The organism is Photorhabdus sp. RM322S (genome assembly GCF_042879395.1).
GTDB classification, from domain to species: domain Bacteria; phylum Pseudomonadota; class Gammaproteobacteria; order Enterobacterales; family Enterobacteriaceae; genus Photorhabdus; species Photorhabdus khanii.
The window spans coordinates 14,578-38,367 of the sequence record NZ_JBHFKW010000029.1; the positions used below are offsets into that span (position 1 = coordinate 14,578).

Below are 23,790 nucleotides of genomic sequence, written 5' to 3' on the forward strand. Positions count from 1 at the left end.
CATTACTCGTCGATATACAAATCATCTACATAAAATAAAAATCAAAATAAAATTCCAATTAATACCAACAAATAATGAGAATAATGGCCCATGTATACTAAATATATCGAAAATTTCCCTCATTTGTTTTATTTTTATACCAATTTTCTCAAATTACAATTCACCACCAACAAAAAATACAATTGAGTATTATCCCATTATTGATAAAGTGCCCCCCGAAAAACAAAGCGCGGAAAGAAATTAAATTCATTTCTATTTATTTAAAAAGGACTAATATATGAACGTACAAGAAATCCTGAATAACGAAGATTATTCTGACAACAAGAAAAACTCTCATAAAGAACTGGTTAACGGCTCATTCGAAGAAGGATATAACGGCTGGAGAATCCCGGCCCCTGAATCAGTAGAAATCTTATCTGAAGATGACATTCACTTTCTCAGAATCCAAAGCGTTACCGGTTCTGGCGTCATTGATCAAATTATAGAAGGATTAGAACCTAACACTAAATATAAACTAACAGCTACAGCGCGCGTATCAGCAGAATGGGCCTCATCAGCTTATTTTGGTTTACAGAGCCGTACCGATGGCCCCGAATCTTTTGCTGTAAACAGCACCGATTTTACAACGGGCTCGGTAGAATTAAGCACAGATCAAGAGGGGCTTTTACGCGTTTATTTGCTGAAAGACCAAGTTGGCCATCGACCAGACGGAGAAACCGCTGACTTTACCGGTTTTGTTTTAGAAAAAGCCTAACTATTTAACTTCGAAGTAGTTTGACATTAAAACACACCCGGAACAGGAAGCTCCGGGTGTTTTAATATTGGTTGAGAAAATAAACCCAAAAATTATAAATTAATATTTTAACTGGAATATAGTTAAATTATTTTAAAACAAATTCCCATCGAAATAATTTAGCCCTATCATTTATTTTCACATTAGTTATCACAAATATCATTTTCAATCAAAAAACACGATTTAATATTTTTTCATTGTTGATAAAATGTTTACCGAAAAGAGTCTATTAAGCAAGACTAAATTTAATTGTTATTTATTTAAAAGGACTAATATATGGATATGAAGAAAATGCTAAATAGCGCAGATTATTCTAATACAAAAAACGCGAATAAAGAGCTGGTTAATGGTTCATTTAACGAAGGATATCGTGGCTGGAGAATCCCAACCCCTGAAACTGTAGAAATCTTATCCGAGAATGGTGTTAACTTTCTGAGAATCCAAAGTTATTCTGATTCTGGCATCATTGATCAAATTATAAAAGGATTGGAGCCTAATGTTAAATATAGACTGACTGGTACAGCACGCTTATCAACAAAAAAAATACCACAAAGAGCCTTGCCAGCTTATTTTGGTTTACAGAATCGTACATCTGGCCCCGAATATTTTGTTGTAGATAGCTTCAATTTTACGACCGGTTCTGTTGAATTAAATACAGATGAAGAGGGATTATTACGCGTTTACATGCTAAAAGACCAATTTGTCGCCCTCCCAGAAGAAGCAACCGCTGACTTTACCGGTTTTATTTTAGAAAAAGCCTGAACATTTAACTTTGATATCGTTTGACATTTCAACACCCGAAGCTCATTGCTTCGGGTGTTTTAACGTCTGTCTCAGCAAATGTAATTCTTCTAAAAGAATCCTACCTAACTTAAATCATGCAATGGTTTCTTTATTGGTGGTGTAAGTCTGAAATCAGAAAATTTCACCTGTAACCCTTGACGTTCTGGAGAACAACACATTGCGCCAACAAAGACACGTTGTTTATCCTCAAGAAAAGGAGATAACCTTAATAATGGCCACCGTAAACCATCAATAGAATATTGAAGCCTTAAATACCCTTCTTCACAGGTCAGACGTAACCAGAATTTACTCGCATTACCCGGAAATATTCCCATAGACCAATCAGAATGGTGGCGTGTAAGTACACTACCAATGGTGGCCTGCCCGTCAGAATATTCAACTCCCCCTTTCAACCAATGTTTTTCATCCACTAATAGCATGATTCCTGCTTGATCGTATAAATGTTCAAAGCATCCTTCAATACAGAGTTGAAAGGTAAAATTATCCTCAATATAACGTCCAAAAACATGACCACTATGACGTTGAAAACCATACCATGTTTGTTGCCAAAAATCGGTTTTGTGATCTGTAGCAACATTAAGCCAGTCGTTTCCAGCTTGCCAATCAGATGGTTCATTAAGCCAATGATATTGTGACAAACTCATAGGAACTCCCTCTATCATCTTCCGCTTGGATTAATAAATTTATATCCTGCAAGTAAGGAAACAGAGAGTAAAGCAACACAAGCAAAAGCACCATGTAATGTCACAATATGTGCTATTCCCCCGATAATTGCAGGCCCCAGTAAGATACCTGAATATCCCATTGTAGAAACCGCCGCAACTGCCAGCGAGTCAGGCATAATTTTCTGTTGACCGGAAGCAGTGAAAAGCATTGGGGCTATATTAGATAATCCAGCCCCCACCATCAGGAAGGAAAGTCCTAATATTATTGCTGTTGATGCTGAGTAAATAAGGATAAATCCAGAAGTCGCTAATAAGGCACTACTGATAAAAACCCGCCGGTGTCCATAAAGGGCAATGATCTTATCCCCCAAAAAGCGACCAGATGTCATGGCAATAGCAAAAAGGGTATAACCGATTCCAGCCTGATGGCTGCTGATATTATGTACACTGGTTAATAATATACCACTCCAGTCCAGCATTGATCCTTCCATGATATAGGCAACAAAACAGAGAAACCCCAGCAAAATAACGATGCCATGGGGCACAGCAAAGAACGGTGTATTGCCCGATTCTGCTTCGTTCAACAACCCACTCCATGCCGGCAGTAGCAATAAAACAATCAGTAATACCGCCATTGACATCACCTGAAGGGGTGATATTCCCAGAGACAATAATGCACTGACCGAGCCTGCACCAGCTATTCCCCCCAGACTAAATAACGCGTGAAAGCCGGACATAATTGGCCGCTGAGCCATTTTTTCAACCATAACAGCGTGGATATTTACTACAACATCCATCGCACCAATACCTGCACCAAAAACAAATAAAGCGCAGGCCAGTGTCAACGGTGTAGGTAATACACTAAGACCTGGCAACATCACTAACACCAACAGGGCACATAAAGTGAAAACTTGCCGGCATCCAAAACGTGCAGCCAACATTCCTGCCATCGGCATCATGATGAAAGAGCCAATACCGAACGCCAACATCAGAAGCCCCATAGCGCCATTATCAAGTTGCAGCCGTTCTTTAGCTAAAGGAATGAGGGGAGCCCAACTTGCAAGACTAAAGCCGGCAATAAAAAAAGCGACGCGCGTCGCCATGATGGGTTGTTTTACCAAAGAGACCATATTCAGATCAGACAACTCATACTCCTTCTATATAAATAAAAACGCCCTCCGATGTGACTCACGGAGGGCATTAAATTATGCAAAACTAATCCTGGAAAATTGCGGAATATCTGTCAGCACTCCGATAATACGGGTTGCCTGTTGATACTGTTCTGCAACGGATAACGCATGAGGCCAGGCATACACATAGGGAATACCTGCCTGTACTGCTGCTGTAATCCCCAAATCTGTATCTTCAATTACCAATGTTTGATGAACATCCATCGACTTCAATTCCAACATGGCAAGATAGGGATCGGGATTCGGTTTCGTTCTTACAACATCGTCGCCGGAGATCAACGCTGGGCTTTCGCTCAATCCCAATAATCCAATATTAGCCAAACACACTTCACGCGGCGCAGTAGAGACAAAACCAAAAGGAATGCTGTGCTGTTGTAAAGCCTCTATCAGCCTGGCAATCCCTGGGCGAAGGTAACTTTGGGACAGCTTATCTTTGTAAACAGAAACAATTTTGTCAGTGATCTCTTGCTGCTGCTGAGCTGGAACCCCAATATAATCCAGCGTTTCTTTCAAACTCAGACCGATAAGTTGCTGCGGTTGTACATGATGTGTGTAATCAGGAGCCAACGCACAAAGAACATCAAAGTGCAATTGCTCACTATCGACAATGACCCCATCAATGTCAAAAATCACATTAAATTTATCCATGTGAAAAACTCCATTAATTGAGATCGGAAATGCGGATCAGCACTTTACAGTTTGGAGTATAGAGCGGTTTTTGGGTTTTGCTCGCAATATCGCAACCCACAGTGAGAAAAGCCTGCAAGTAATCATTAAAATCAAAGATCTGACTGACCAGACGACCCGCCGGAATAATACCATCACGGATCATGGTATAAGCACGTTCAAAGCTGTTATTCAGAGAATCAATAGAACCAATGACTGAAAGGCTCTTATCCGCAATTTTAAGAATATCAAGGCTGGCATGTTTATCTTTAAGCGCAACATTCAGCAATTTTCCGCCAGGCGCTAGATGTTCGAAAATGTATTCGGTTAACTGTCCGGTAGTATCTACACATAGATCGATCAATGCCGATTTATCGCCATATTTCTGAACCAAAGCCTCATCAAAATCAGTATACAACTCACACTCTGGGGGCAGGTTTTCTCTGGCAAACTGAACACGACTTTCATTTTTCTCGACCATGAAAGCCTTGACGCCCCTGGCATGTAAAGCCCAAATGTAGAGCATCCCCATTGGACCTGCGCCAGCCACTGCTGCACGAATATTAGTATGAGTGATACCCAGCTTATCGACACCGGTTAATGTACAACTAAGCGGTTCGGTAAGTGATGCCTCTTCCATGCTGACATGATCATCCAGTTTTATCAGTGAACTCTCTTTAGCCAGATACTGTTCAGCAAATGCTCCGTCATAGGAAACCCCAGCTTCGGTCCCCAATTTTTTTTCACAATGATTTGGGCTTCCTGTCTGGCACATCCGACAATGCCCACAGGAATACGTTGGATTGATCACCACGCGGTCACCCACGTTAAAACGCGTAACACTTCTTCCTATTTGAGTGACAACACCCGTCGTTTCATGACCAAGAGTCGTCCCCGGAATCGCAACAGGGTAAGAACCCGTGATAATCCCAACATCCGTACCACAGACACCACAAACCGCAATATCAACCACCACATCATCAGACTCAACACAATGTAACGGTTCAACATCCCGGATTTGAACATCCCATACCTGATTAAATTTAAGTGCTTTCATTATGCTACCTCCTTGTTGTCCAGCATATCTAAAGTCAGATCAGCAAAAGTCAGATCCAATTTATGCAAAATCTCGCTTAAATGTTCCTTAGTGCAAATTAATGGAGGACGAACTTTGAGTGCACGGCCTTTCCCATAACGAGAGCCCCGGATGATCAAATTATGGCTGTTCGCAGTTGCAATCGCTTTTGCAGCAAATTCCGGCGATGGCGTATCAAAACCAAACATGTAACCAACGCCTCTGACACCGGTAATTTCTGGATATTTACGCTGTAATGCTAATAAGCCATTACGCAAATAAGCTTCGTGACTCTGCACATTCTCCAGAACATGTTCATCTTCGATAATATCGATAATTTCGTTGAGAGCTGTGAGTGAAAGAGGGTTAGCGCCTGATGTGCTGGAATGTTCGAAAGACTCTAATACATCCAATGAACTACGCATCAATACACCACCGGTAGGAATACCTATGCCACCAGCGCCTTTAGCGAAAACAATAATATCTGGTTCTAATTCTTTGGCGTAACCAGTTGATGCGAAGAATGTTCCTGTGCGTCCAAACCCTGTCTGCACCTCATCTGCGATAATGATAATGTCATGTTTATGGCAGATATCTCTAATCTTACGGTAAAAATCAACAGGGAAAACGATATTTCCACCATTTCCTTGAATAGGTTCAATAATTAGGCAAGCAATATTGTCATTTGAGCCCAATTGAATAAATTGTTCCAGGTCAAAATACTGATTTGGTTCTGTGCTCGGTTCCAATTCAGACATGACGCTGGCAGGAGTTGGCACTTTTAAAGAACCATCAATATTGACATGAAAATCTTTAATTCTAAAAGCATTACCAGAAATTTGCGCTGTAGCTAAAGACTGACCATGATGAGCCAGAAAGAAGGAGATAACCCCTGACCGCCCTGTTGCTTTTTGAGCAATACGAATGGCACATTCAACCGCCCCGGAGCCGGAAACATCCCGCAACCATATTCTATTAATTCCTTCAGGGGTATGTTTAACTAATTTATTCAGAATATATTGCGACATTTCATGAGTATAAGCTGAACTCAAATGTGTACATCTGTCGATTTGCTGTTTTAATTTTTCTGCTATTCTGCGATTAGTGTACCCAAGTGGAAGGTTAAATGTTCCCGAAGCCGCATCAATATACTTTTCACCATCTATTTCCAGATAAGGACCGTTCCCAACAAAACGAGAAAGCATATCTTCAAACCGTTTTCCATTTTCCATAATCTTATCACCTTAATTAACCATTTCTAACTACAAGAAAGCACAACAATCGCGAACAGGTAAGAGAATATTTACTAAAAACTAATTTATATCAATAAAAAACCGATAAAAACCACAAAAACATTTAAAAAATTAAAGTATTTTGTATAAAAAACATTATTATTTTGAATGCATTGTTAATTACATACAGAACTGCTAGTAAATATGGCTAGTATAGATAATTCTGTTTAAAATCCTGTAGAACAGTCCGAAAATCTTGAATTCTGCCTCAAACGATAACCATGAGAATATTTGTATAGCCTATAACTATTCCTTATATGATAGGTGACCATCTTGATTATTTCTGATTTGTCAGAAATGATATGCTTTTTTATTGAGAATGAGTTACCAAAGAAATGAAAAAATAAAGTAACTATTTATTTATGAAATAATTTCAAATAGAACACCTTAGAATAGAGGCTGCTAATAATCTGACATACCTTAAAAAAGTGCTGAAACAGCCTGGTTGGTTTACACAGTTAAGCAGCTCGTATAAAGTTCAGGTTTGAAAAAGCAGTAAAGAGTTCGGTTGTGCACGATATTTAAATAAACCTATCGCTAGTTTGAAATAACCCGCTAATAGGATCTCTGGCATACACAAAATCTTTAATTATGCTGGAAACTCAATGCCACTGTGCCGATTTACGCACAAAACCATCACAATTTGTTGAAATACTAAAAGAATAAATATGCGAAATTACATTTTTCTATTACTTAGTTTGGTGCTTTTCGGGCCACTAGGTATCGATCTATTTTTACCTACTATTCCCGCCATTGCTGAAGATTTTCAGGTTAATAATGAGGTCATTCAGTCGACTATCTCTTTATTTCTGCTAATCATGGGACTGGGGCAATTAATCGCCGGACCATTGGTGGACAAATTTGGCCGTCGACCGGTTGCCTTAATGGGGATCATTTTGTATATCATTGGCTCTATGATCGCAGCACTTTCAACCAATTCCGAAATTTTTGTCGCGGCACGGATCATTCAAGGATGTGCTGTTTGCTGTACCAGTGTCGTCTGCATCAGCGGTGTACGCGACCGCCTGAATGGTGACGAGGCAGCTAAAGCCTACGGTTTTCTCAACAGTACACTGAATATTGTTCCTGCTCTCGCTCCGTTACTCGGTGGTCTTTTGGCTGAACTGTTTGACTGGCGGGCACCATTCTGGTTTTTGGTCTGCTACTCCGTTATTGTGCTGCTTATCATTGCCATTTGGCTGCCAGAAACGCGCCCCGCAAACACTAAACCAATTCATGGACTCCCGCTGAAACAGTATTATCAAATTCTCAGTAATGCCCGGTTTATGCATTTTGCACTGGTTAACGCTGGTATTATGGCAATAATGATTACTTATGTTTCATTTGCACCAACAGTGTTAATGACCGAAGGCCATATCTCACCACTCTTATTTTCACTGATTTTTGGTGGCAATGGGCTCTGGACCATGATCGCCTTCCTGATCGCCAATAAAGTCCTTCATCGAACGGGCCGCCCTTTCTGCTTGCTGTTTGGGGCAATTCTGATGGCACTGGGCTGCCTATCTCTGTTCTCAGGAATGCATCTGCTGCCAAACATAGCCAGCCAACACTGGCTAAGTTATATGTTACCGGTTGCTTTCGCTTGTGCTGGTTTAGCGTTTGTGATGGGGCCCGCGACCAGTTACGCTCTGGAACCTTATTCTGAAGAAGCAGGTGTCGCTTCCGCATTGATAGGGTTCATCCAGATGGCGGTTGGCTCCATTATCTCACTGGGCGCTATGGCGTTACCATTTCCACCCAAACAATCATTGATGCTGGTGATGCTACTGGGTACCGTGTTAACCCTGTCAGCACACTTACTCAGTCGCAGCCTGAAAGGACGGATTGTCTCGCTAAAATCTTAAAATCTGTCACGCAAAGCCATTGTTCAGTATCACTGATCAGAACAATGGCTTGCTCACCGGAAGTCACACACCTAACCCCATCATCTGCATCAGTTGCTGTGCCTGCTGAATCGCCTCCTGACGATTCGCAATCCCCAGTTTCTGATACAAATTCCGGATATGAGTCTTAATGGTTGTAGTTGCTACATCCAGCTCTGCGGCAATCTGATCATTGCTGTAGCCTGAATAAATCAGTCCCAGCACCTGCCACTCACGCTGCGTCAGTGGACTATTGCGAATAAGTTCTGGGACATCGGGATGTGTCAGCAACTGTGTGACGAAACTTTCATCAAAATGAGCGAATTTATGACGATGCTGACGGTTGATATCACGTAAAATGCGCTGTGCCCTGTGCAACTCCAGTTCAGACAAAGTATTCAGCTGGATAAGCTGACGCAGCTGCTGGGCCATCAACTCACCTTCAATCACAAAATGGCTGATAAATCCTGTGCGGTTAGCCAGAGCCAACGCCTCGATAAGCGCATTCTGCGCTTCACTTTTACGTCCTATATGCCAGTAAAGCAAGTTACATAACAGTAGATTACGGTTCAGATCGCTTATTAATTGCAATTCTCTTGCATGTTGATTCAGCATATCCAAAATAGATTCCGCCTCATCATACAGGCCGAGAAGGATCTGAGCGCGGGCGATATTACGCCACTGGCCCTGATTAAAATGATTATCGACACTATCCGGTCGCTCGGTCTGTGCCAACCATCGAACAGCCGCGCTTTTCTCTTCCATATTCTGCCAAATGATGACTCTCAGTTTGTCAGTATTGGTTCGCCAGTCTCTGTGATATTGCCCATTATTCAATAGGTTTTCACAACGGGCCAAATAACGGCGGGCATTATCAATATCTCCCTTGGTCAAAGAACATTTGGCTAACTGTGTCAGGCACTGCAACTGCTGCTGAGGTTGGAAGTTCGACAACACCTCCAAGCCACGACGCGCAGCCTCTTCTGCTTCATCAAGACGGGACCAGCACCACAAAAGCTGTGAGCGGATGCGCAAAAGGAACTCATGCATCGGAAGCTGCTCCAGATGCTGTTCACGGATCAATTCAAATGCCTTGTTCTGCGTTTCATAGGCGGTCTGCAAATACCCTTGTGCCAGCAAAATCTCGCTTTGCTGCAACAATGCCCATAACGCATAGTGATGAACGTGGAAACGGCGCGCAAGCTGCTCAGTTTGTTGCATCCGCATCAATGCGTCAGCCAGCTCGCCTTTACAATGTAAGACTTCACCTTCCACTGACGTTGCGACAATACGACTGTATTCATTCTGTGGCAACAGAGCCGCCAAGGCCTTCTTCGCCAGCTTATCAGCCATCTCCGGCTTGCCGCTGTTCATAGCGACTTGAGCCCGTAAAGCGTCGAACTCAGCCAGTAAATCCGGCTCAATAGCAATCTGTTTCTGATGCAGTGCTTGTTCCGCCTGGCTCAACAGTGTATTTACCTCTGAGTAGCGATGCTGGCTCTGAGCCAACCAAGCCTGAAGCAGCACCAGACGCGGACTCTCCAACAGTTGTTCATAAGGCAGCGCATTCATACATTCTTCCAGCAGAGATAGCTCACTGTGGTTAAACAACGACCAGGCATACTGCAACAGAATATCGCGTAACATGGCCGTATCGCCCGCCGCTAAAGCATGATGAATAGCCTCGCCCGGATACCCTTGAACCAACCAGCCTTCTGCGGCGGCACGATGCAATTCAGGCAATTGCAATGCCATTTCCCACTGACAGCGTTGGCGTAAAAATGAGGCAAAAAGTGGATGAAAGCGGAACCATTCGCCAGAATCGTCCATACGCTGGATAAACAGCCCCTGGCGCTCGGTTTCTTCAAGACGCTGTTGACCATTCTCTTCACCGGTAAGACAAACGATCAAACCATCATTCATAGAGCGCAAAATAGAGCTGCGCAACAAAAACTCACGGGTCGATTTGTCCACCTGATTCAATACTTCATCCACCAAATAGTCGGAAAGATGGCTGGCGTTAATGCCCGATAAGCGTTTAGCCGACAGTTCAGCGGCATCACACGACTGCCGCGCTGAAAGCGCAATCAGCTGAAGCGCCGTTGCCCAGCCAGCCACTTCGTTGCACAGGCGTTTACAATCGTCGGCGTCAAGCGATGGGGTCAAACGCTTGTCAAAAAATTGCTGGGTTTCCTGATGATCAAAAGCCAGTTGCTGGCTATCGATTTCCAGCAATTGCTCACGCACACGCAGATTGGCGACCCCAAGAGAAGGCAGATTGCGTGATAAGATGGTTAAAGTCAGATTCTCAGGCTGGTGACGCAGGAAAAATCGCATAGCCTCATGAATAATGTTATTCATAATCAGGTGATAATCATCAATCACCAGGAAAATCGGTCGTCGCCATTCATTGAGTTCAATAAACAGTTGAGCAAAGAGCGCGGGTAAATTGGCATATTGGTGTTTTTGGGCCAACACTTCACTTTTGGCGCAATGCCCTTGCGTGGCCTGCTGCAACGCCGCGATAAGATAGCTGGCAAAACGCTCCGGCTGATTGTCGCTTTCATCCAAAGAATACCATCCCAGATTATCTTGCCCGGCCGCCCACTGAGATACCAATGTGGTTTTACCATAACCAGCAGGGCTGGTTATCAGAACAAGACGATAGTTAGACGACTCATTCAGTCTGATCAACAGGCGTTTACGCCAAACCGTATTATTCAGACGAACAGGACGACTCAGTTTTGATGGGATAAGCATTGATTTCCGTGCCCAATAAGAAGCGATAAATAAAACCTGCGCCGGAACCCTATGTGATGTTATTAGATAATTTATATCACGGCCCGTAATAATGTCATTAATAAGCCCAACCAAATTTAGTGAAATACACAGCCTTTGCAAACCTGTTTGCGAACCTCATTGTATTAAGTTGCGCGCCCTATCACATTCTTGAACAGCAAATTCCATTTTCCATCGATAAATTATGGAAGCCGACCGCAAACCATTCCATCAATCTCCAGGAAAAAATGAATTCACATAGATTAAAAATCAAGCTGAATATGATTATCGACTACGCCCTTTTACTCCACCCTGACTAATACCTCTCCAGGATGATGTTTTAGACTCTGAGAGCATTCAGCATAGTGTCTAAATTTTCCTTTTTCAGCTACAGGATGAAGACTCCATGCAACAGACCAGATTAGATAAAGCCCAGTTTCAAGCTGCGCTGACGCATCAATGGCAGCGCTTTGGCCTCGGATCAGCACAGGAAATGACTCAGCATCAGTGGTGGCAAGCCGTCAGTGCGGCCCTGTCAGAACTACTGCCCTCAAGCCCTGAGATCACTGCTCCTTCCGACCAACAACAACGCCATGTGAACTATATCTCTATGGAGTTTCTGATTGGCCGTTTGACTGCAAACAATCTGCTCAACCTTGGCTGGTACGAAGACGTTCAGACTTACCTGGCAGAAGAAAATATCATTCTGAGCGATCTGCTGGAGCAAGAAACGGACCCCGCTTTAGGCAACGGTGGACTCGGACGGCTTGCAGCCTGTTTTCTCGACTCTATGGCAACCGTTGGCCAATCAGCAATTGGCTACGGTCTGAATTATCAATATGGCTTGTTCCGCCAGTCTTTTCAGCAGGGGCAGCAAATTGAAAAGCCGGACAATTGGGGGCGTGAATCCTACCCTTGGTTCCGCCACAATGCTCAGTTGGATGTTGAAGTTAATTTTGGTGGCGAAGTCTTAATGACAGACGATGGGCGCGAAACCTGGGCACCTGAATTTACATTGATTGGGGAAGCCTGGGATCTACCGGTTATTGGTTATCACAACGGTGTTACCCAACCACTGCGCCTGTGGCAAGCAACACATGCTGATCCATTTGATCTCGACAAATTCAACAACGGTCAGTTCCTGGCAGCAGAACAGCAAGGTGTTGAAGCAGATAAGCTGACGAAAGTTCTCTATCCGAATGATAACCATCAGGAAGGCAAACGCCTGCGTCTGATGCAACAATATTTCCAGTGTGCCTGCTCTGTGGCGGATATCCTGCGCCGCCATCATCTGGCAGGACGCAAAATAGAAGATCTGCCGAAGTATGAAGTTATCCAGCTTAACGATACCCACCCAACGATTGCCATTCCTGAAATGATGCGCATTCTGCTGGATAAACACCAAATAAGCTGGGAATCGGCATGGGAGATAACCAGCCATACTTTCGCCTATACTAACCACACGCTGATGCCGGAAGGGCTAGAATGTTGGGATGAACATCTGGTAAGCCACCTGCTGCCACGCCATTACGACATCATTCAAGAAATTAACCGCCGTTTCAAAAATCTGGTGGAGAAAACCTGGCCAGGCGATCAAGCCATATGGGAAAAATTGGCGGTACATTATAACCATCAGGTGCGGATGGCGAACCTTTGCGTCGTCGCCGGCTTTGCCGTGAACGGGGTAGCGGCGCTGCACTCAGAACTGATCGTTAAGGATCTTTTCCCAGAATATCACCAACTGTGGCCGAACAAATTCCATAACGTGACGAACGGTGTTACCCCGCGTCGTTGGATCAAACAGTGTAACCCAGCCTTGTCAGGGTTGATCGACCGGACGCTTAACCGTGAATGGATTAACGATCTTAATGCACTTAAAGAGCTTGAACCCTATGCAGATGACGCTGCTTTCTGCGAAGAGTATCGGGCGGTCAAACAGGGCAACAAAATCCTCCTGTCCAATTATGTGAATAAAGTAATGGGGCTTAAGCTGGATCCAAACGCCATTTTCGATGTACACATTAAGCGCCTGCACGAATATAAGCGTCAGCATCTGGACCTGCTACACATCCTGTCGCTCTATAAGCAAATTCAGGAAAATCCGGCGCTGGATATCGTTCCACGCGTATTCCTGTTTGGTGCGAAAGCAGCACCAGGTTACTATCTGGCAAAAAACATTATCTCTGCGATCAATCAAGCCGCTGAAAAGATCAATAATGATCCTATTGTTCGTGATCGCATCAAGATCGCGTTTATCCCCGATTACAAAGTTTCTGTCGCAGAGCTTATGATCCCGGCTGCCGATGTTTCAGAACAAATCTCCACTGCCGGTAAGGAAGCTTCCGGTACAGGAAACATGAAACTCGCACTAAATGGCGCACTGACTATCGGAACATTAGACGGAGCGAATGTCGAAATTGCCGAGCAAGTGGGAAACGACAACATTTTCATCTTCGGACACACCGTCGAAGAAGTGAAAGCTTTGAAAGCTGCCGGTTATGATCCATTGACGTTACTCAAGGAAGATAAACATCTGGACAACATACTCAAGGCACTGGCCAGCGGCGAATTCAGCTACAGTGATAAGCGGGCATTTGACATGCTGCTGCACAGCTTGATTGAAGGTGGAGACCCTTATCTGGTACTGGCTGATTTTGCCTCCTATTGCAATGCCCATAAGCGGATCGATGCCTTGTACCGTGATACTCAAGGCTGGACACGCAGCGCCATTCTGAATACCGCCCGAATGGGCATGTTCAGCTCTGACCGGACAATCCGGGATTATCAACAACGTATCTGGCAAGCAAAGAGATAAGGAAAAATCATGGAGGATAAGAGCCTCGATCATTTAGCGACCGAGGCTGGCATTGTTGCCAGCTATATCAATGCTTATGGAAAACCACAGGCGATTCCCGCAGACACCAGGCACCGCCTGTTAGATGCCATAAATGTAAACAAACCGGCCAACGAGCCGATTTCCCCCGTACCGATAGTAAAAGTTTTTACTCAAGGGCAGCACTTCACTATCACCCTGAAAGACGACAGGAACTACCAATGGCAGATACGGACAGAACAAGGAGAAGAATTTCAGGGACATGGCAGCCATCAACTGACTTTTCCTGATACCCTTGCTCAGGGATACCATCACCTTACTCTGACGCAAGGCAGCCAATGCTGGTCTATACAAATTATAGTCGCGCCCAAACGCTGCTATGAGCCAAATGCGCTGTTAAAGGGGGAAAAACTTTGGGGTGCCTGTGTACAGCTCTATACACTGCGTTCAGAAAACAATTGGGGAATCGGAGATTTTGGCGATCTGAAATACATGCTGAAAGAGATGGCGGCACGCGGGGGTTCCTTTATCGGATTGAATCCATTGCATGCGCTGCATCCAGCTATGCCAGAAAGCGCCAGTCCCTATAGCCCCTCTTCACGCAACTGGCTTAATGTGATTTACATTGATGTTAATCAGATTGAAGATTTCAAACACAGTGAAGAAGCGCAGAAGTGGTGGCAAACTCAGACGACACAGCGCATGTTACAACATGCCCGCAGCACAAAATGGGTGGATTACACCACAGTCATGGCGTTGAAAATGGCAGCACTGCGTCTGGCATATCAACAGTTCAATACCCGTTCAGAAGCTGACTCCCAACAGGTCTCTTTTCGCCAATTCGTCATTCAAGGTGGTGAAGGCCTCTACTATCAAGCCGTCTATGACGCCCTGCACTGTTTGCTATACGCTAAAAATAACAGCTGTTGGGGCTGGCCTGTATGGCCGGAAGAATATAGCGATCCACACGGCGAAGCCGTACAAACATTTTGCCAGTCTCACCCGCAAGAAGTGGAATTCTTCCTCTGGCTACAGTGGCTGGCCCATACTCAACTTGCAGACTGCTTTGCACAAAGTCAAGCCAATGAAATGCCGATTGGGCTTTACCGAGATTTAGCCGTTGGCGTAGCCGAAGGAGGATCGGAAACTTGGTGCAACCGGGCTGTTTACTGCACCAAAGCATCAGTGGGAGCGCCACCGGATGCTCTGGGGCCATTGGGTCAAAACTGGGGCCTGCCACCAATGAATCCTCATGTTTTACAAACCCAGGCTTACCAACCATTCATTGAGCTGCTGCGCACAAATATGACCTATTGCGGCGCCCTACGCATTGACCACGTTATGTCGATGCTCAGGCTCTGGTGGATCCCCTATGGCGAAACCGCCGACAAAGGGGCATATGTACACTACCCAGTTGATGATCTGCTGGCAATTCTGGCACTGGAAAGTCAACGTCATCGATGCCTGGTCATTGGTGAAGACTTGGGTATCGTGCCGGAAGAAATTGTGAGCAAACTGCGCGACAGCGGTGTCTATTCTTATAAAGTGCTCTACTTTGAGCGTAATGGACAGGGAGAAGTCCGTGCACCGAATGATTACCCAGTACAAGCAATGGCAACGATAACCACCCATGATCTGCCTACTTTGCGCGGATTCTGGCAAAGTGCCGATTTGACACTTGGGGAATCACTCAAGCTATATCCTGATAAAGATCTTCTTCAAAGGCTATATACCGAACGTCAGGCAAGCAAACAAGAGTTATTAGAGGGATTGCATCGCTACGGCTGTATTCCGGAACATATCGGCCACACTGCGAAAGAGGTGGCAATGTCACCCGAGATAAACCAGGGATTACATCGCTATATTGCCCACAGCACCTGCGCACTGCTGGGACTGCAACCCGAAGACTGGCTGGATATGGATAAACCCGTCAATATTCCAGGTACTACAATGGAATATCCCAACTGGCGACGTAAATTAAATACCACACTGGAAACGATGTTCAGTGATGATCATGTAAACCAATTACTGAATGATTTGAATACATGTCGTAAAAAAGCAGGAGCAGCCGAGAACTGAACACCGTAGCACCGGGTTCCCCCTCTGAAAGAGCTATCTCTTCTCATTTAATAACTTAATACAATTATAATCTTCAAGGATGGTTTATAATCTAAACCATCCTTAAGATTGCTGACTTTTGGCTCCTCGACTATCACTGCTGAGTTTTCACCAAGGCATTTTCTGATGTCGCACAGCAAGGAGCATCAATAAGGTTTTATTAATAGTGATAGCGGCATTGCACAATAATGATTGTTTCGTCTGTCACCTTGTAAACTAGGCGATGTTTTCGATCAATCCGCCTGGACCAATATCCCGACCAATTATGCTTTAGTGGCTCTGGATCACCAAGCCCATCAAAGGGCTGCCGTTTAATCTCTTTAATTAACGTATTTACGCGCTTTAAGATTTTTTTATCGGTTTGTTGCCAATGCAGATAATCCTCCCATGCCATTTCCGCCCAAGATAAAATCATTCTTCCAATAATCCTTTCTCAACGGTTTTACCGGCCTCCACTTCCGCGATAGCCTGGTTCAAACGCGCAGCATTTTTGGGGCTGGCCATCAAGTAGGCCATCTCTTCGTAAGACTGGAAATCTTCCAGGCTAATAACGACCGCTGGTTTACCGTTCTGGCGAGTGATAATAACGGGCTTGTGGTCGTCATTCACTTTATCCAAGGTTCTGGCCAAGTTAGCCCGGAATGCTGAATAACTCATCGTATTCATAGTCATTACCTCACAATGTTGTACCCATAACTGTACTTGTGCAAATATGAGTACGCAAGTGTTGCGCTAACAATATTTCTGTATACCATCAGGGCTGGCTTCCTCATTTTAGAGGCGAAATCATATCTGGATAAATTATAAATAAAGTGGAATCCCACCTTGGGCGCTAAAAACGGTAAAAACAATTGCTAAAACCTTATACCGATTAAAACCAAAAGTTAAAAAAATGACGTTTAATAACAGTTCAAAACCTACCCATCATAAAACTATCAGTGAAAAATGAAAACTTTATTAATGCTCATCTCTCTGGAAAAAAGACAAATAAGAATATGAATAACTTAATCATAAAATCTATTTTACCAAAGAAACCGACTTTAATAATGTTTTCAACTGACAATAAACTTTGTCATAAAGAAATTACAGTCTCTAAGCAAATGATTTAACAGAATATAAATCGGATTACTTACAGTACTATTATTTTGCAATTTATTATGTAAAACTGCAATGCCTTAAATACGCCAGATTAAACTTGCTTTACACTGCTTTAATCAATCTGGTCTGCGATTTGATTTAAACCATACCTCTTTTTATGCCTTTAATGTGATTTAACGCTAAAATCAATTCATACCGTTACTTTCCAAAATATTTTCGCGCTCTGTTAACGCTTAAATATCTGCCCAACTGTTATCACCTTTCTAGCTGATTAATCTGCCAAACCTTTTATCATCGTTGATGCAATAAACTGTTATTAGATAAGAGAAAACTAAATCAGCCGACAACACGCTATCTGAAATTCTCAGTGAAACGAAAACACCTATTTTTAAAAATGGTTTTGTCAGCAACCTAAAAGATGGCTTATAATCTAAACCATCCTTTCTCAATCGATTTTGTCTGGGCCTTGGTCAGACCTGCTGTTTACTGCAAAAAATGTCTAATAAAATAACCTAACATTAGGATAGGCAATCATTTACTAAATAAGCTAGGATCTTTACCCATAAAATACCAAATTAATCTTACTAATCCATTCTAATTAAGAAGGCATTATGTGGTTTCCCAGATTTAAACAGGCTTTTATCGCTCTTTTACTTCCCTGGCTGCTGGCTGTATCAATACAAATGGCGGGAAGAATCTATCTTCTCCTCACTTATGGCAGCCATCAGCTCCTTGCTGACTCTATTCAAGATGTAGAACGAATGTTCTGGATTGGCGGGCTGTTTGATATCCGTATTGCCAGTCTGCTATTTGTTCCCTGTCTGCTGATTGCCGGCTTATTTGCCATTCACAAAAACAGTTTCAGCCTATGGCAGCGTTGCTATCCGTGGCTGGCTGCAATACTCAATACACTGGTCGGGGCTTTAACTGTAAGCAATGTTTATTACTATGCCACTTATGAACGGTCGATTGATATTTTCATCTTCGGTTTGGTGGAAGATGATACGAAAGCCGTGTTACATACTCTGTGGAATGACTATCCCATTATCCGTGGCTTACTCTGCTTAGTTCTGTTCACTGTTTTCGTTTTCTGGCTTTGTCTCCGCTGGCAACGCCGCCTTACCTCACGAACAGAACGCAAAACCAGTTTGCCAATTTCTGCTATAGCGACACTGGCTATTTTGGCTATCTGCTTCGTTGGAATGCGCGGCTCCATAGGGACCTTTCCACTGCGTCAGTCCAATACACAAGTTTCAGAAGTTAAAATACTTAATATGCTGACGCCTAATGGTCCAATGGCATTGAACTGGGCCTTTAATGATCATGACAAAAACAGCTATTTCCCAGAAGCAACGGATGAGCAAGGTAGCAAGCTATTAAGCCAATTTCTGGATAATCCAACGCCGGCTAGTCTGTCGCCGTTTATGGCTAAAACCGCCGACAATCCTGTCGCTCAGAAAAAACCACCCCATGTAATATTTAACGTGATGGAAAGCATGGGCTATCACCTGCAAAGCCTGGATCGCCCAAACCTTGATGTTTTTGGTGCCCTGCGTCAGCACTGGCAAAACGATTGGCGTTTTGAACGTTTTGTTTCTGAAGGGGACGGCACTATTGACAGTTTGAGCCGCTTCCTGGTCCGTAGCCCGAACAGTGCAATCAGCCAATCCACTGCCCAAAATCTCGATTTCACCAGCAATATGTTTAAACCCTATCTGGCGAATGGTTACAAGATTATCTTCGTTACATCCGGTAACGGAGCATGGCGTAATTTGAATCAGTTCCTGCCAAATCTGGGCGTCAGTGAATTTATCGATCAGAATGGGCTGAAAAAACGCTACCCGGAAGCCAAATTCGGTACTTGGGGTGTACCTGACGAGTTTATGTTCCGTTATATTGAAGAACGTCTGGCTCAGGCAGAGAAGGACGGAGAACATACTCTGATTCTGTCATTGTCTACTACCCATCACCCACCGTATAAGTCACCAAAAGGCTATCAGAAAACCGACATTAAGCTAAACGATGCAGAGAAACAACGCCTAAGCCATCTGGCTAGCGGTGATGAGTTACAAGAGGTCTTCCATACTCTGCGTTATACCAACGATCAGTTGGGGCAGTTTATCAGTTGGGTAAAATCTCAGTCACTGGCTTCCCATACTATTATTGCAGCAACCGGTGACCATAATATGCGGGGTATCAGTTATCCAGATGCCCATGAACTGGCAATTGGTCACGGCGTACCACTTTATCTCTACGTGCCGCCTGATTATCGCTATAACACGACTTTTGATGCGACCAGAGTCGGCAGTCATAAAGATATCTGGCCCACTCTCTATCATTTAAGCCTATCAAATACGACTTATTACCGTACCGGCTGTAATTTGCTGACTGAACATCTGGACCCTATCTGGTGTCAGGGATATAACCCGGAAGTGACTATTACACCGCAAGGGGCCTATATCATGATAGGCAAAGGTGAATTTCGACCGTGGGCAAATCAAACGGGATTATTATTAGGTGAACCACAGCCAATGACAGCAGAGCAGACTAAACAGTTTCATCGCTGGCAGGTATTTACTGATTTACTGTCATGGCAGTTAAACCGTCAAGTTCACCACCAGCAATAATTGATACTTCCGTGAATCCCTTTAATCTCAATCTATTAAAGGGATTCACACTGATAAGTGTCACAATCAGCCTTTTACTCCCCCAGCGGTCAAACCACTAACCAACCAGCGCTGAGCAACCAAGAAAACAATGGTAATCGGGAGTGCCGAGAGCACAGCGGCGGCGGCAAAATCTCCCCAAAGATAGTTTTGTGGATTAAGGTACTGCTGCATGCCCACAGCCAGAGTGTAATTATTCACATCCCGCAGCAGCAGTGAAGCAACAGGCACTTCCGTAATCACGCCAATAAAGGAAAGAATGAACACCACGGCCAAAATCGGTACAGAGAGCGGTAACAAGACCATACGAAAAGCCTGCCACGGTGTCGCGCCATCAAGCGCAGCAGCCTCTTCCAGAGAGCCGTCAATGGTTTCAAAATAACCTTTAATCGTCCAGACATGCAACGCAATGCCCCCCAGATAGGCAAAGATAACGCCGCCGTGAGTATTGAGGCCGATAAACGGTATATACTCCCCCAATCGGTCAAACAAGGCATATAACGCCACTAAGGAAAGAACTGCCGGGAACATCTGAAAAATCAACATACCTTTCAGCAAGGTGGTTTTACCGCGAAAACGCATACGGGCAAAAGCATAAGCACAGGTGGTTGATAACGTAACGATACCTACAGCGGTAATAAAGGCAACCTTCACAGAGTTCCAAAGCCATAGCATAACCGGGAAAGGTGGTGGAGTAACACGACCATCCGATGAGACCACGCTGTAGCCAAGCGCCAATTTCCAGTGCTCCCAAGAAATATTTTCTGGGATCAAACTACCCGTGGCAAAATTCCCCGGCCGCAGGGAGATGGTAATAACCATCAACATCGGGAATAAAATCATGGCAATAAAGGTTAACATCAGCAAATGCGTCGCCCACAAACGCCATTTCTGTGATTTGGGTTGAACCATCGCCATTGCATTCCCTCCTTAGTCAAATTTAATACGGGTGGTTTTTAGATTGATAATGGCCAGTGCACCAACTAGCAAAAAGATAACGGTGGCAATCGCCGCAGCCAATCCAAAGTCCTGGCCACCACCCCCTTCGAAAGCAATACGATAGGTATAGCTCACCAGTAAATCGGTATAGCCCGCCGGCGTCGTAGTGCCAATGTGATCCGGCCTGCCATAAGTCAACAATTGAATCAGAACAAAATTGTTGAAATTAAAGGCAAAACTGGCAATCATCAGCGGCATCAACGGCTTAATCAGCAGCGGGAAGGTAATCTTAAAAAAGTTCTGAAACGGGCCAGCACCATCCATCGCCGATGCTTCATACAGATCATCTGGTATTGCCTTCAACAAACCCATACAGAGGATCATCATGTAGGGATACCCCAACCAGGTATTCACCACAATCAGCATGGTTCGCGCCAGTGTCGGATCAGTAAACCAAGCGGGCTTAATACCAAACAGGCCGTTAAGCAACAGGTTGATTTCACCAAAACTCTGGTTAAATAACCCCTTAAAAATCAAAATAGAAATAAACGATGGCACGGCATACGGCAAGATTAACAGCACGCGATAAACAGCACGGCCTTTCAATGCTTCCCATTGCACAACACAGGCCAAGACCATGCCGACAGCAACAGTCAGTACCACAGTGAACAGAGCAAACACAACCGTCCAAACGAAAATAGAGAGAAACGGCTTCTGAATACCTTCATCCTGTATCACACGCAGGAAATTCTTCCAGCCAATGGAAACAGTAAATCCCGGCGTTAACGTCTCATTTCCCCATTGCTCCTCAGCATTAACAGACTGATAGAAACCGGTATCGGTATTAGGGCGATAAAGCGTGCCTGTTTGATTGTTAGTAAGAGTCTTGCCATCTTCCCCAAGAGAGTATTGAGGATGTACACCAGAGAATTGACGAAGCGAACTCATTCTCAGTTGCTTACCATCTGGTAAAACGGCAACCAACTGGTTCAGCGCCTGTCGATTCTGGGTGATAATACGCAATGTCGCCGCTTCACCACTCTGGGCGTTGTCCTGTTCATGCAAATGTAAAGTCGTTTCTTCCGCTACTGACAGAGAAAACGGCTCCGATACCAGTTGCTTAGTCTGGCCCGGTGCATCCAATGCCAGAATCCATAGATCGGATTTTGGATAGAGCCTGAAAGTGAATGTTTGCCCTGACTGATACTGACGGCTCATCAGGACAGATTGTGCACGTTCAAAAGTCAGTTGATTCGTACTGCTATAGTTGGTAAAGGCAATGGCAATAGTGCAAATGAGCGGAAACAACACAAACAGCCCCATTCCCGCGATGCCCGGATAAGCATAACGCCAGGCATAAGTATTGCGGTTAGCGAAAACGTAAATCCCCGTTCCCAACAATACCAACGTCAGCATTGCGAACAGATACTCTCCCTGTGAGTACATCAAGACCACCAGATAACCGGTAAAGAGTATACACAGGCTCACTGCAAGCCATTTCAGAGCAGAATACTGCCACCATGATATTTTTTTGAGCGTCGCTGACATAATGCTCTTATTCCTTTTACTACGACTGTAACAGCTTTGCTGATAATTGGATCAATCTTCCGCAAGTAACATCCTTAGTCGTTACGGGAAAGAGACACCCTTTCAGAAAAGGGTGTCTACAGGCTACTTGGTCATACGGGCTTCTGCGTCACTCAGTGCGGCATCAATAGTCTGACGGCCGGTCAACGCATTAACAACAGCGTTACGCATGGCATACCAAAAACTGCTCATTTGCGAGATGTTCGGCATGATTTCGCCTTTTTGAGCATTTTCCATCGTGGCAGAAATGCGCGGGTCCTTAGCCAGAATATCGTGATAGGATTTCAGCGCCACGGCCCCCAGCGGTTTATCCTTATTCACCATTGCCAGCCCCTCATTGGTCAGCAAATAGTTTTCCAGGAACTCCTTCGCCAACTCTTTATTCGGGCTGGCGGCATTAATACCTGCCGTCAATACGCCAACAAACGGCTTGGATGGATGACCTTTAAACGTCGGCAATAACGTCACGCCGTAATTTATCTTGCTCTTGTCGATGTTGGCCCACGCCCACGGACCATTGATAGTCATAGCCGTTTCACCTTTGTTGAACGCTGCTTCGGCAATGGAATAGTCGGTATCCGCATTCAGATGCTTATTTTTTACCAAATCGACAATAAAATTCAGCCCTGCTTTGGAACCGGCATTATTAACCCCGACGTTCTTAGCATCATATGCACCATTTTCCATTTTGAAAGCATATCCTCCATCAGCAGCAATCAGCGGCCAGGAGAAATAAGGCTCTTGCAGATTAAACATAAGAGCGCTTTTGCCCTTACCCTTCAATTCCTTATCCAGAGCAGGGATCTCTTCCCAAGTTTTGGGTGGTGTCTTTACAAGGTCTTTATTGTAAATAAGGGAGAGGGCTTCAACTGCAATAGGATAACCAACTAATTTACCGTCGTAACGCACAGCATCCCAAGTGAATGGAAACAGTTTGTCCTTAAGGTTTTGATCCGGCGTAATTTCCGCCACCAGACCCGACTGTGCATAACCACCAAAACGGTCATGAGCCCAGAAAATAATATCCGGCCCATCACCGGTTGCCGCAACCTGCGAATATTTCTCTGCAAGCTTGTCCGGATGTTCAACAGTAACATTGACCCCCGTATCTTTTTCAAATTTCTCACCGACTTGTGCCAGACCGTTGTAGCCTTTGTCGCCGTTGATCCAGATAACCAGCTTACCTTCCTCAATTTTTGCCAAAGCAGAGGCAGAAAGCACAAGAGTAGCTAAAACAGAAAGCGCCAGGGTACGGGCGCCCACTTTCAAGTTTGTTTTTGTCATCATTCCGTCCTTTACTTATAGTGTGAATAGGTTCAGGGTGAACTGTTTTGTTACATTGGCGGAGGGTACGAAGCTAGTGTGCAACCGACAATAGAAATACTCATCCTCCCCCGCTCTAC

The 23,790-nt window shown here is 44.3% G+C and carries 17 protein-coding genes; 6 read left to right on the forward strand and 11 right to left on the reverse strand.

Annotation, left to right across the window (positions count from 1 at the left end; all coding sequences use genetic code 11):
* Window positions 1-277 precede the first annotated feature (277 nt).
* Together ACGF63_RS16435 and ACGF63_RS16440 are read left to right on the forward strand one after the other, a co-directional pair.
* The gene (locus tag ACGF63_RS16435) at window positions 278-754 is read left to right on the forward strand and encodes a carbohydrate binding domain-containing protein (protein ID WP_036845784.1); all 477 of its coding nucleotides are present in this window, start codon (window positions 278-280) and stop codon (window positions 752-754) included.
* Between the two features lie 315 nt (window positions 755-1,069).
* Window positions 1,070-1,555: a carbohydrate binding domain-containing protein gene (locus tag ACGF63_RS16440; protein ID WP_152963730.1), complete on the forward strand. Its 486-nt coding sequence runs from the start codon at window positions 1,070-1,072 to the stop codon at window positions 1,553-1,555.
* 104 nt (window positions 1,556-1,659) lie between these two features.
* Here the strand turns inward: ACGF63_RS16440 and ACGF63_RS16445 are convergent, their stop codons facing one another.
* Genes ACGF63_RS16445 through ACGF63_RS16465 form a run of 5 tightly spaced genes read right to left on the reverse strand, consistent with a single transcriptional unit; the run spans window position 1,660 to window position 6,425 of the window.
* Window positions 1,660-2,241: a DUF1349 domain-containing protein gene (locus ACGF63_RS16445; RefSeq protein WP_036845789.1), complete on the reverse strand. Its 582-nt coding sequence runs from the start codon at window positions 2,239-2,241 to the stop codon at window positions 1,660-1,662.
* Window positions 2,242-2,255: 14 nt separating this feature from the next.
* Window positions 2,256-3,407, reverse strand: a complete 1,152-nt coding sequence (locus ACGF63_RS16450; RefSeq protein ID WP_036845792.1) for an MFS transporter — start codon at window positions 3,405-3,407, stop codon at window positions 2,256-2,258.
* A 60-nt stretch (window positions 3,408-3,467) separates the two neighbouring features.
* Complete coding sequence (locus ACGF63_RS16455) at window positions 3,468-4,100, reverse strand: HAD family phosphatase (protein ID WP_036845795.1); 633 nt, start codon at window positions 4,098-4,100, stop codon at window positions 3,468-3,470.
* 13 nt (window positions 4,101-4,113) lie between these two features.
* Window positions 4,114-5,175 carry a zinc-binding dehydrogenase gene (locus tag ACGF63_RS16460; RefSeq protein ID WP_152963729.1) on the reverse strand — a complete coding sequence of 354 codons (1,062 nt, stop codon included), beginning with the start codon at window positions 5,173-5,175 and terminating at the stop codon, window positions 4,114-4,116.
* Complete coding sequence (locus tag ACGF63_RS16465) at window positions 5,175-6,425, reverse strand: aspartate aminotransferase family protein (RefSeq protein ID WP_152963728.1); 1,251 nt, start codon at window positions 6,423-6,425, stop codon at window positions 5,175-5,177. Before ACGF63_RS16465 ends, ACGF63_RS16460 begins: the two co-directional genes overlap by 1 nt.
* Window positions 6,426-7,153: 728 nt before the next feature.
* Between ACGF63_RS16465 and ACGF63_RS16470 the strand changes: the two genes are divergently transcribed.
* A complete protein-coding gene (locus ACGF63_RS16470; protein WP_387632091.1) occupies window positions 7,154-8,350 on the forward strand; it encodes a multidrug effflux MFS transporter in 1,197 nt (398 codons plus the stop codon).
* A gap of 63 nt (window positions 8,351-8,413) precedes the next feature.
* On the opposite strand, the gene malT is transcribed toward ACGF63_RS16470, so the two are convergent.
* On the reverse strand, window positions 8,414-11,128 hold the full coding sequence (gene malT, locus ACGF63_RS16475) for an HTH-type transcriptional regulator MalT (protein ID WP_036845807.1): 2,715 nt from the start codon (window positions 11,126-11,128) through the stop codon (window positions 8,414-8,416).
* 424 nt (window positions 11,129-11,552) lie between these two features.
* Here malT and malP point away from each other — a divergent pair, with 424 nt between their 5' ends.
* Window positions 11,553-13,961 (forward strand): maltodextrin phosphorylase, encoded by a 2,409-nt coding sequence (malP, locus tag ACGF63_RS16480; protein WP_387632095.1) that lies wholly within the window; start codon window positions 11,553-11,555, stop codon window positions 13,959-13,961.
* A gap of 9 nt (window positions 13,962-13,970) precedes the next feature.
* Window positions 13,971-16,058 carry a 4-alpha-glucanotransferase gene (gene malQ, locus ACGF63_RS16485; protein ID WP_387632098.1) on the forward strand — a complete coding sequence of 696 codons (2,088 nt, stop codon included), beginning with the start codon at window positions 13,971-13,973 and terminating at the stop codon, window positions 16,056-16,058.
* A 199-nt stretch (window positions 16,059-16,257) separates the two neighbouring features.
* Here the strand turns inward: malQ and ACGF63_RS16490 are convergent, their stop codons facing one another.
* Both ACGF63_RS16490 and ACGF63_RS16495 read right to left on the reverse strand, forming a co-directional pair.
* Entirely contained in the window at window positions 16,258-16,512 is a 255-nt protein-coding gene (locus ACGF63_RS16490) for a Txe/YoeB family addiction module toxin (RefSeq protein WP_387632100.1), read from the reverse strand.
* Complete coding sequence (locus ACGF63_RS16495) at window positions 16,509-16,763, reverse strand: type II toxin-antitoxin system Phd/YefM family antitoxin (protein WP_152963723.1); 255 nt, start codon at window positions 16,761-16,763, stop codon at window positions 16,509-16,511. Before ACGF63_RS16495 ends, ACGF63_RS16490 begins: the two co-directional genes overlap by 4 nt.
* 1,043 nt (window positions 16,764-17,806) lie before the next feature.
* Between ACGF63_RS16495 and ACGF63_RS16500 the strand changes: the two genes are divergently transcribed.
* Window positions 17,807-19,822, forward strand: coding sequence for an LTA synthase family protein (locus ACGF63_RS16500; protein ID WP_387632103.1), 2,016 nt, complete (start codon window positions 17,807-17,809; stop codon window positions 19,820-19,822).
* Window positions 19,823-19,888: 66 nt separating this feature from the next.
* Here the strand turns inward: ACGF63_RS16500 and malG are convergent, their stop codons facing one another.
* The 3 genes from malG to malE all read right to left on the reverse strand — a co-directional run bounded on the left by malG (window position 19,889) and on the right by malE (window position 23,671).
* A complete protein-coding gene (gene malG, locus ACGF63_RS16505) occupies window positions 19,889-20,779 on the reverse strand; it encodes a maltose ABC transporter permease MalG (protein WP_036845823.1) in 891 nt (296 codons plus the stop codon).
* A gap of 12 nt (window positions 20,780-20,791) precedes the next feature.
* Window positions 20,792-22,348, reverse strand: a complete 1,557-nt coding sequence (malF, locus tag ACGF63_RS16510) for a maltose ABC transporter permease MalF (RefSeq protein ID WP_036845826.1) — start codon at window positions 22,346-22,348, stop codon at window positions 20,792-20,794.
* Between the two features lie 123 nt (window positions 22,349-22,471).
* Entirely contained in the window at window positions 22,472-23,671 is a 1,200-nt protein-coding gene (gene malE / locus ACGF63_RS16515; protein ID WP_036845829.1) for a maltose/maltodextrin ABC transporter substrate-binding protein MalE, read from the reverse strand.
* Window positions 23,672-23,790: the final 119 nt, after the last annotated feature.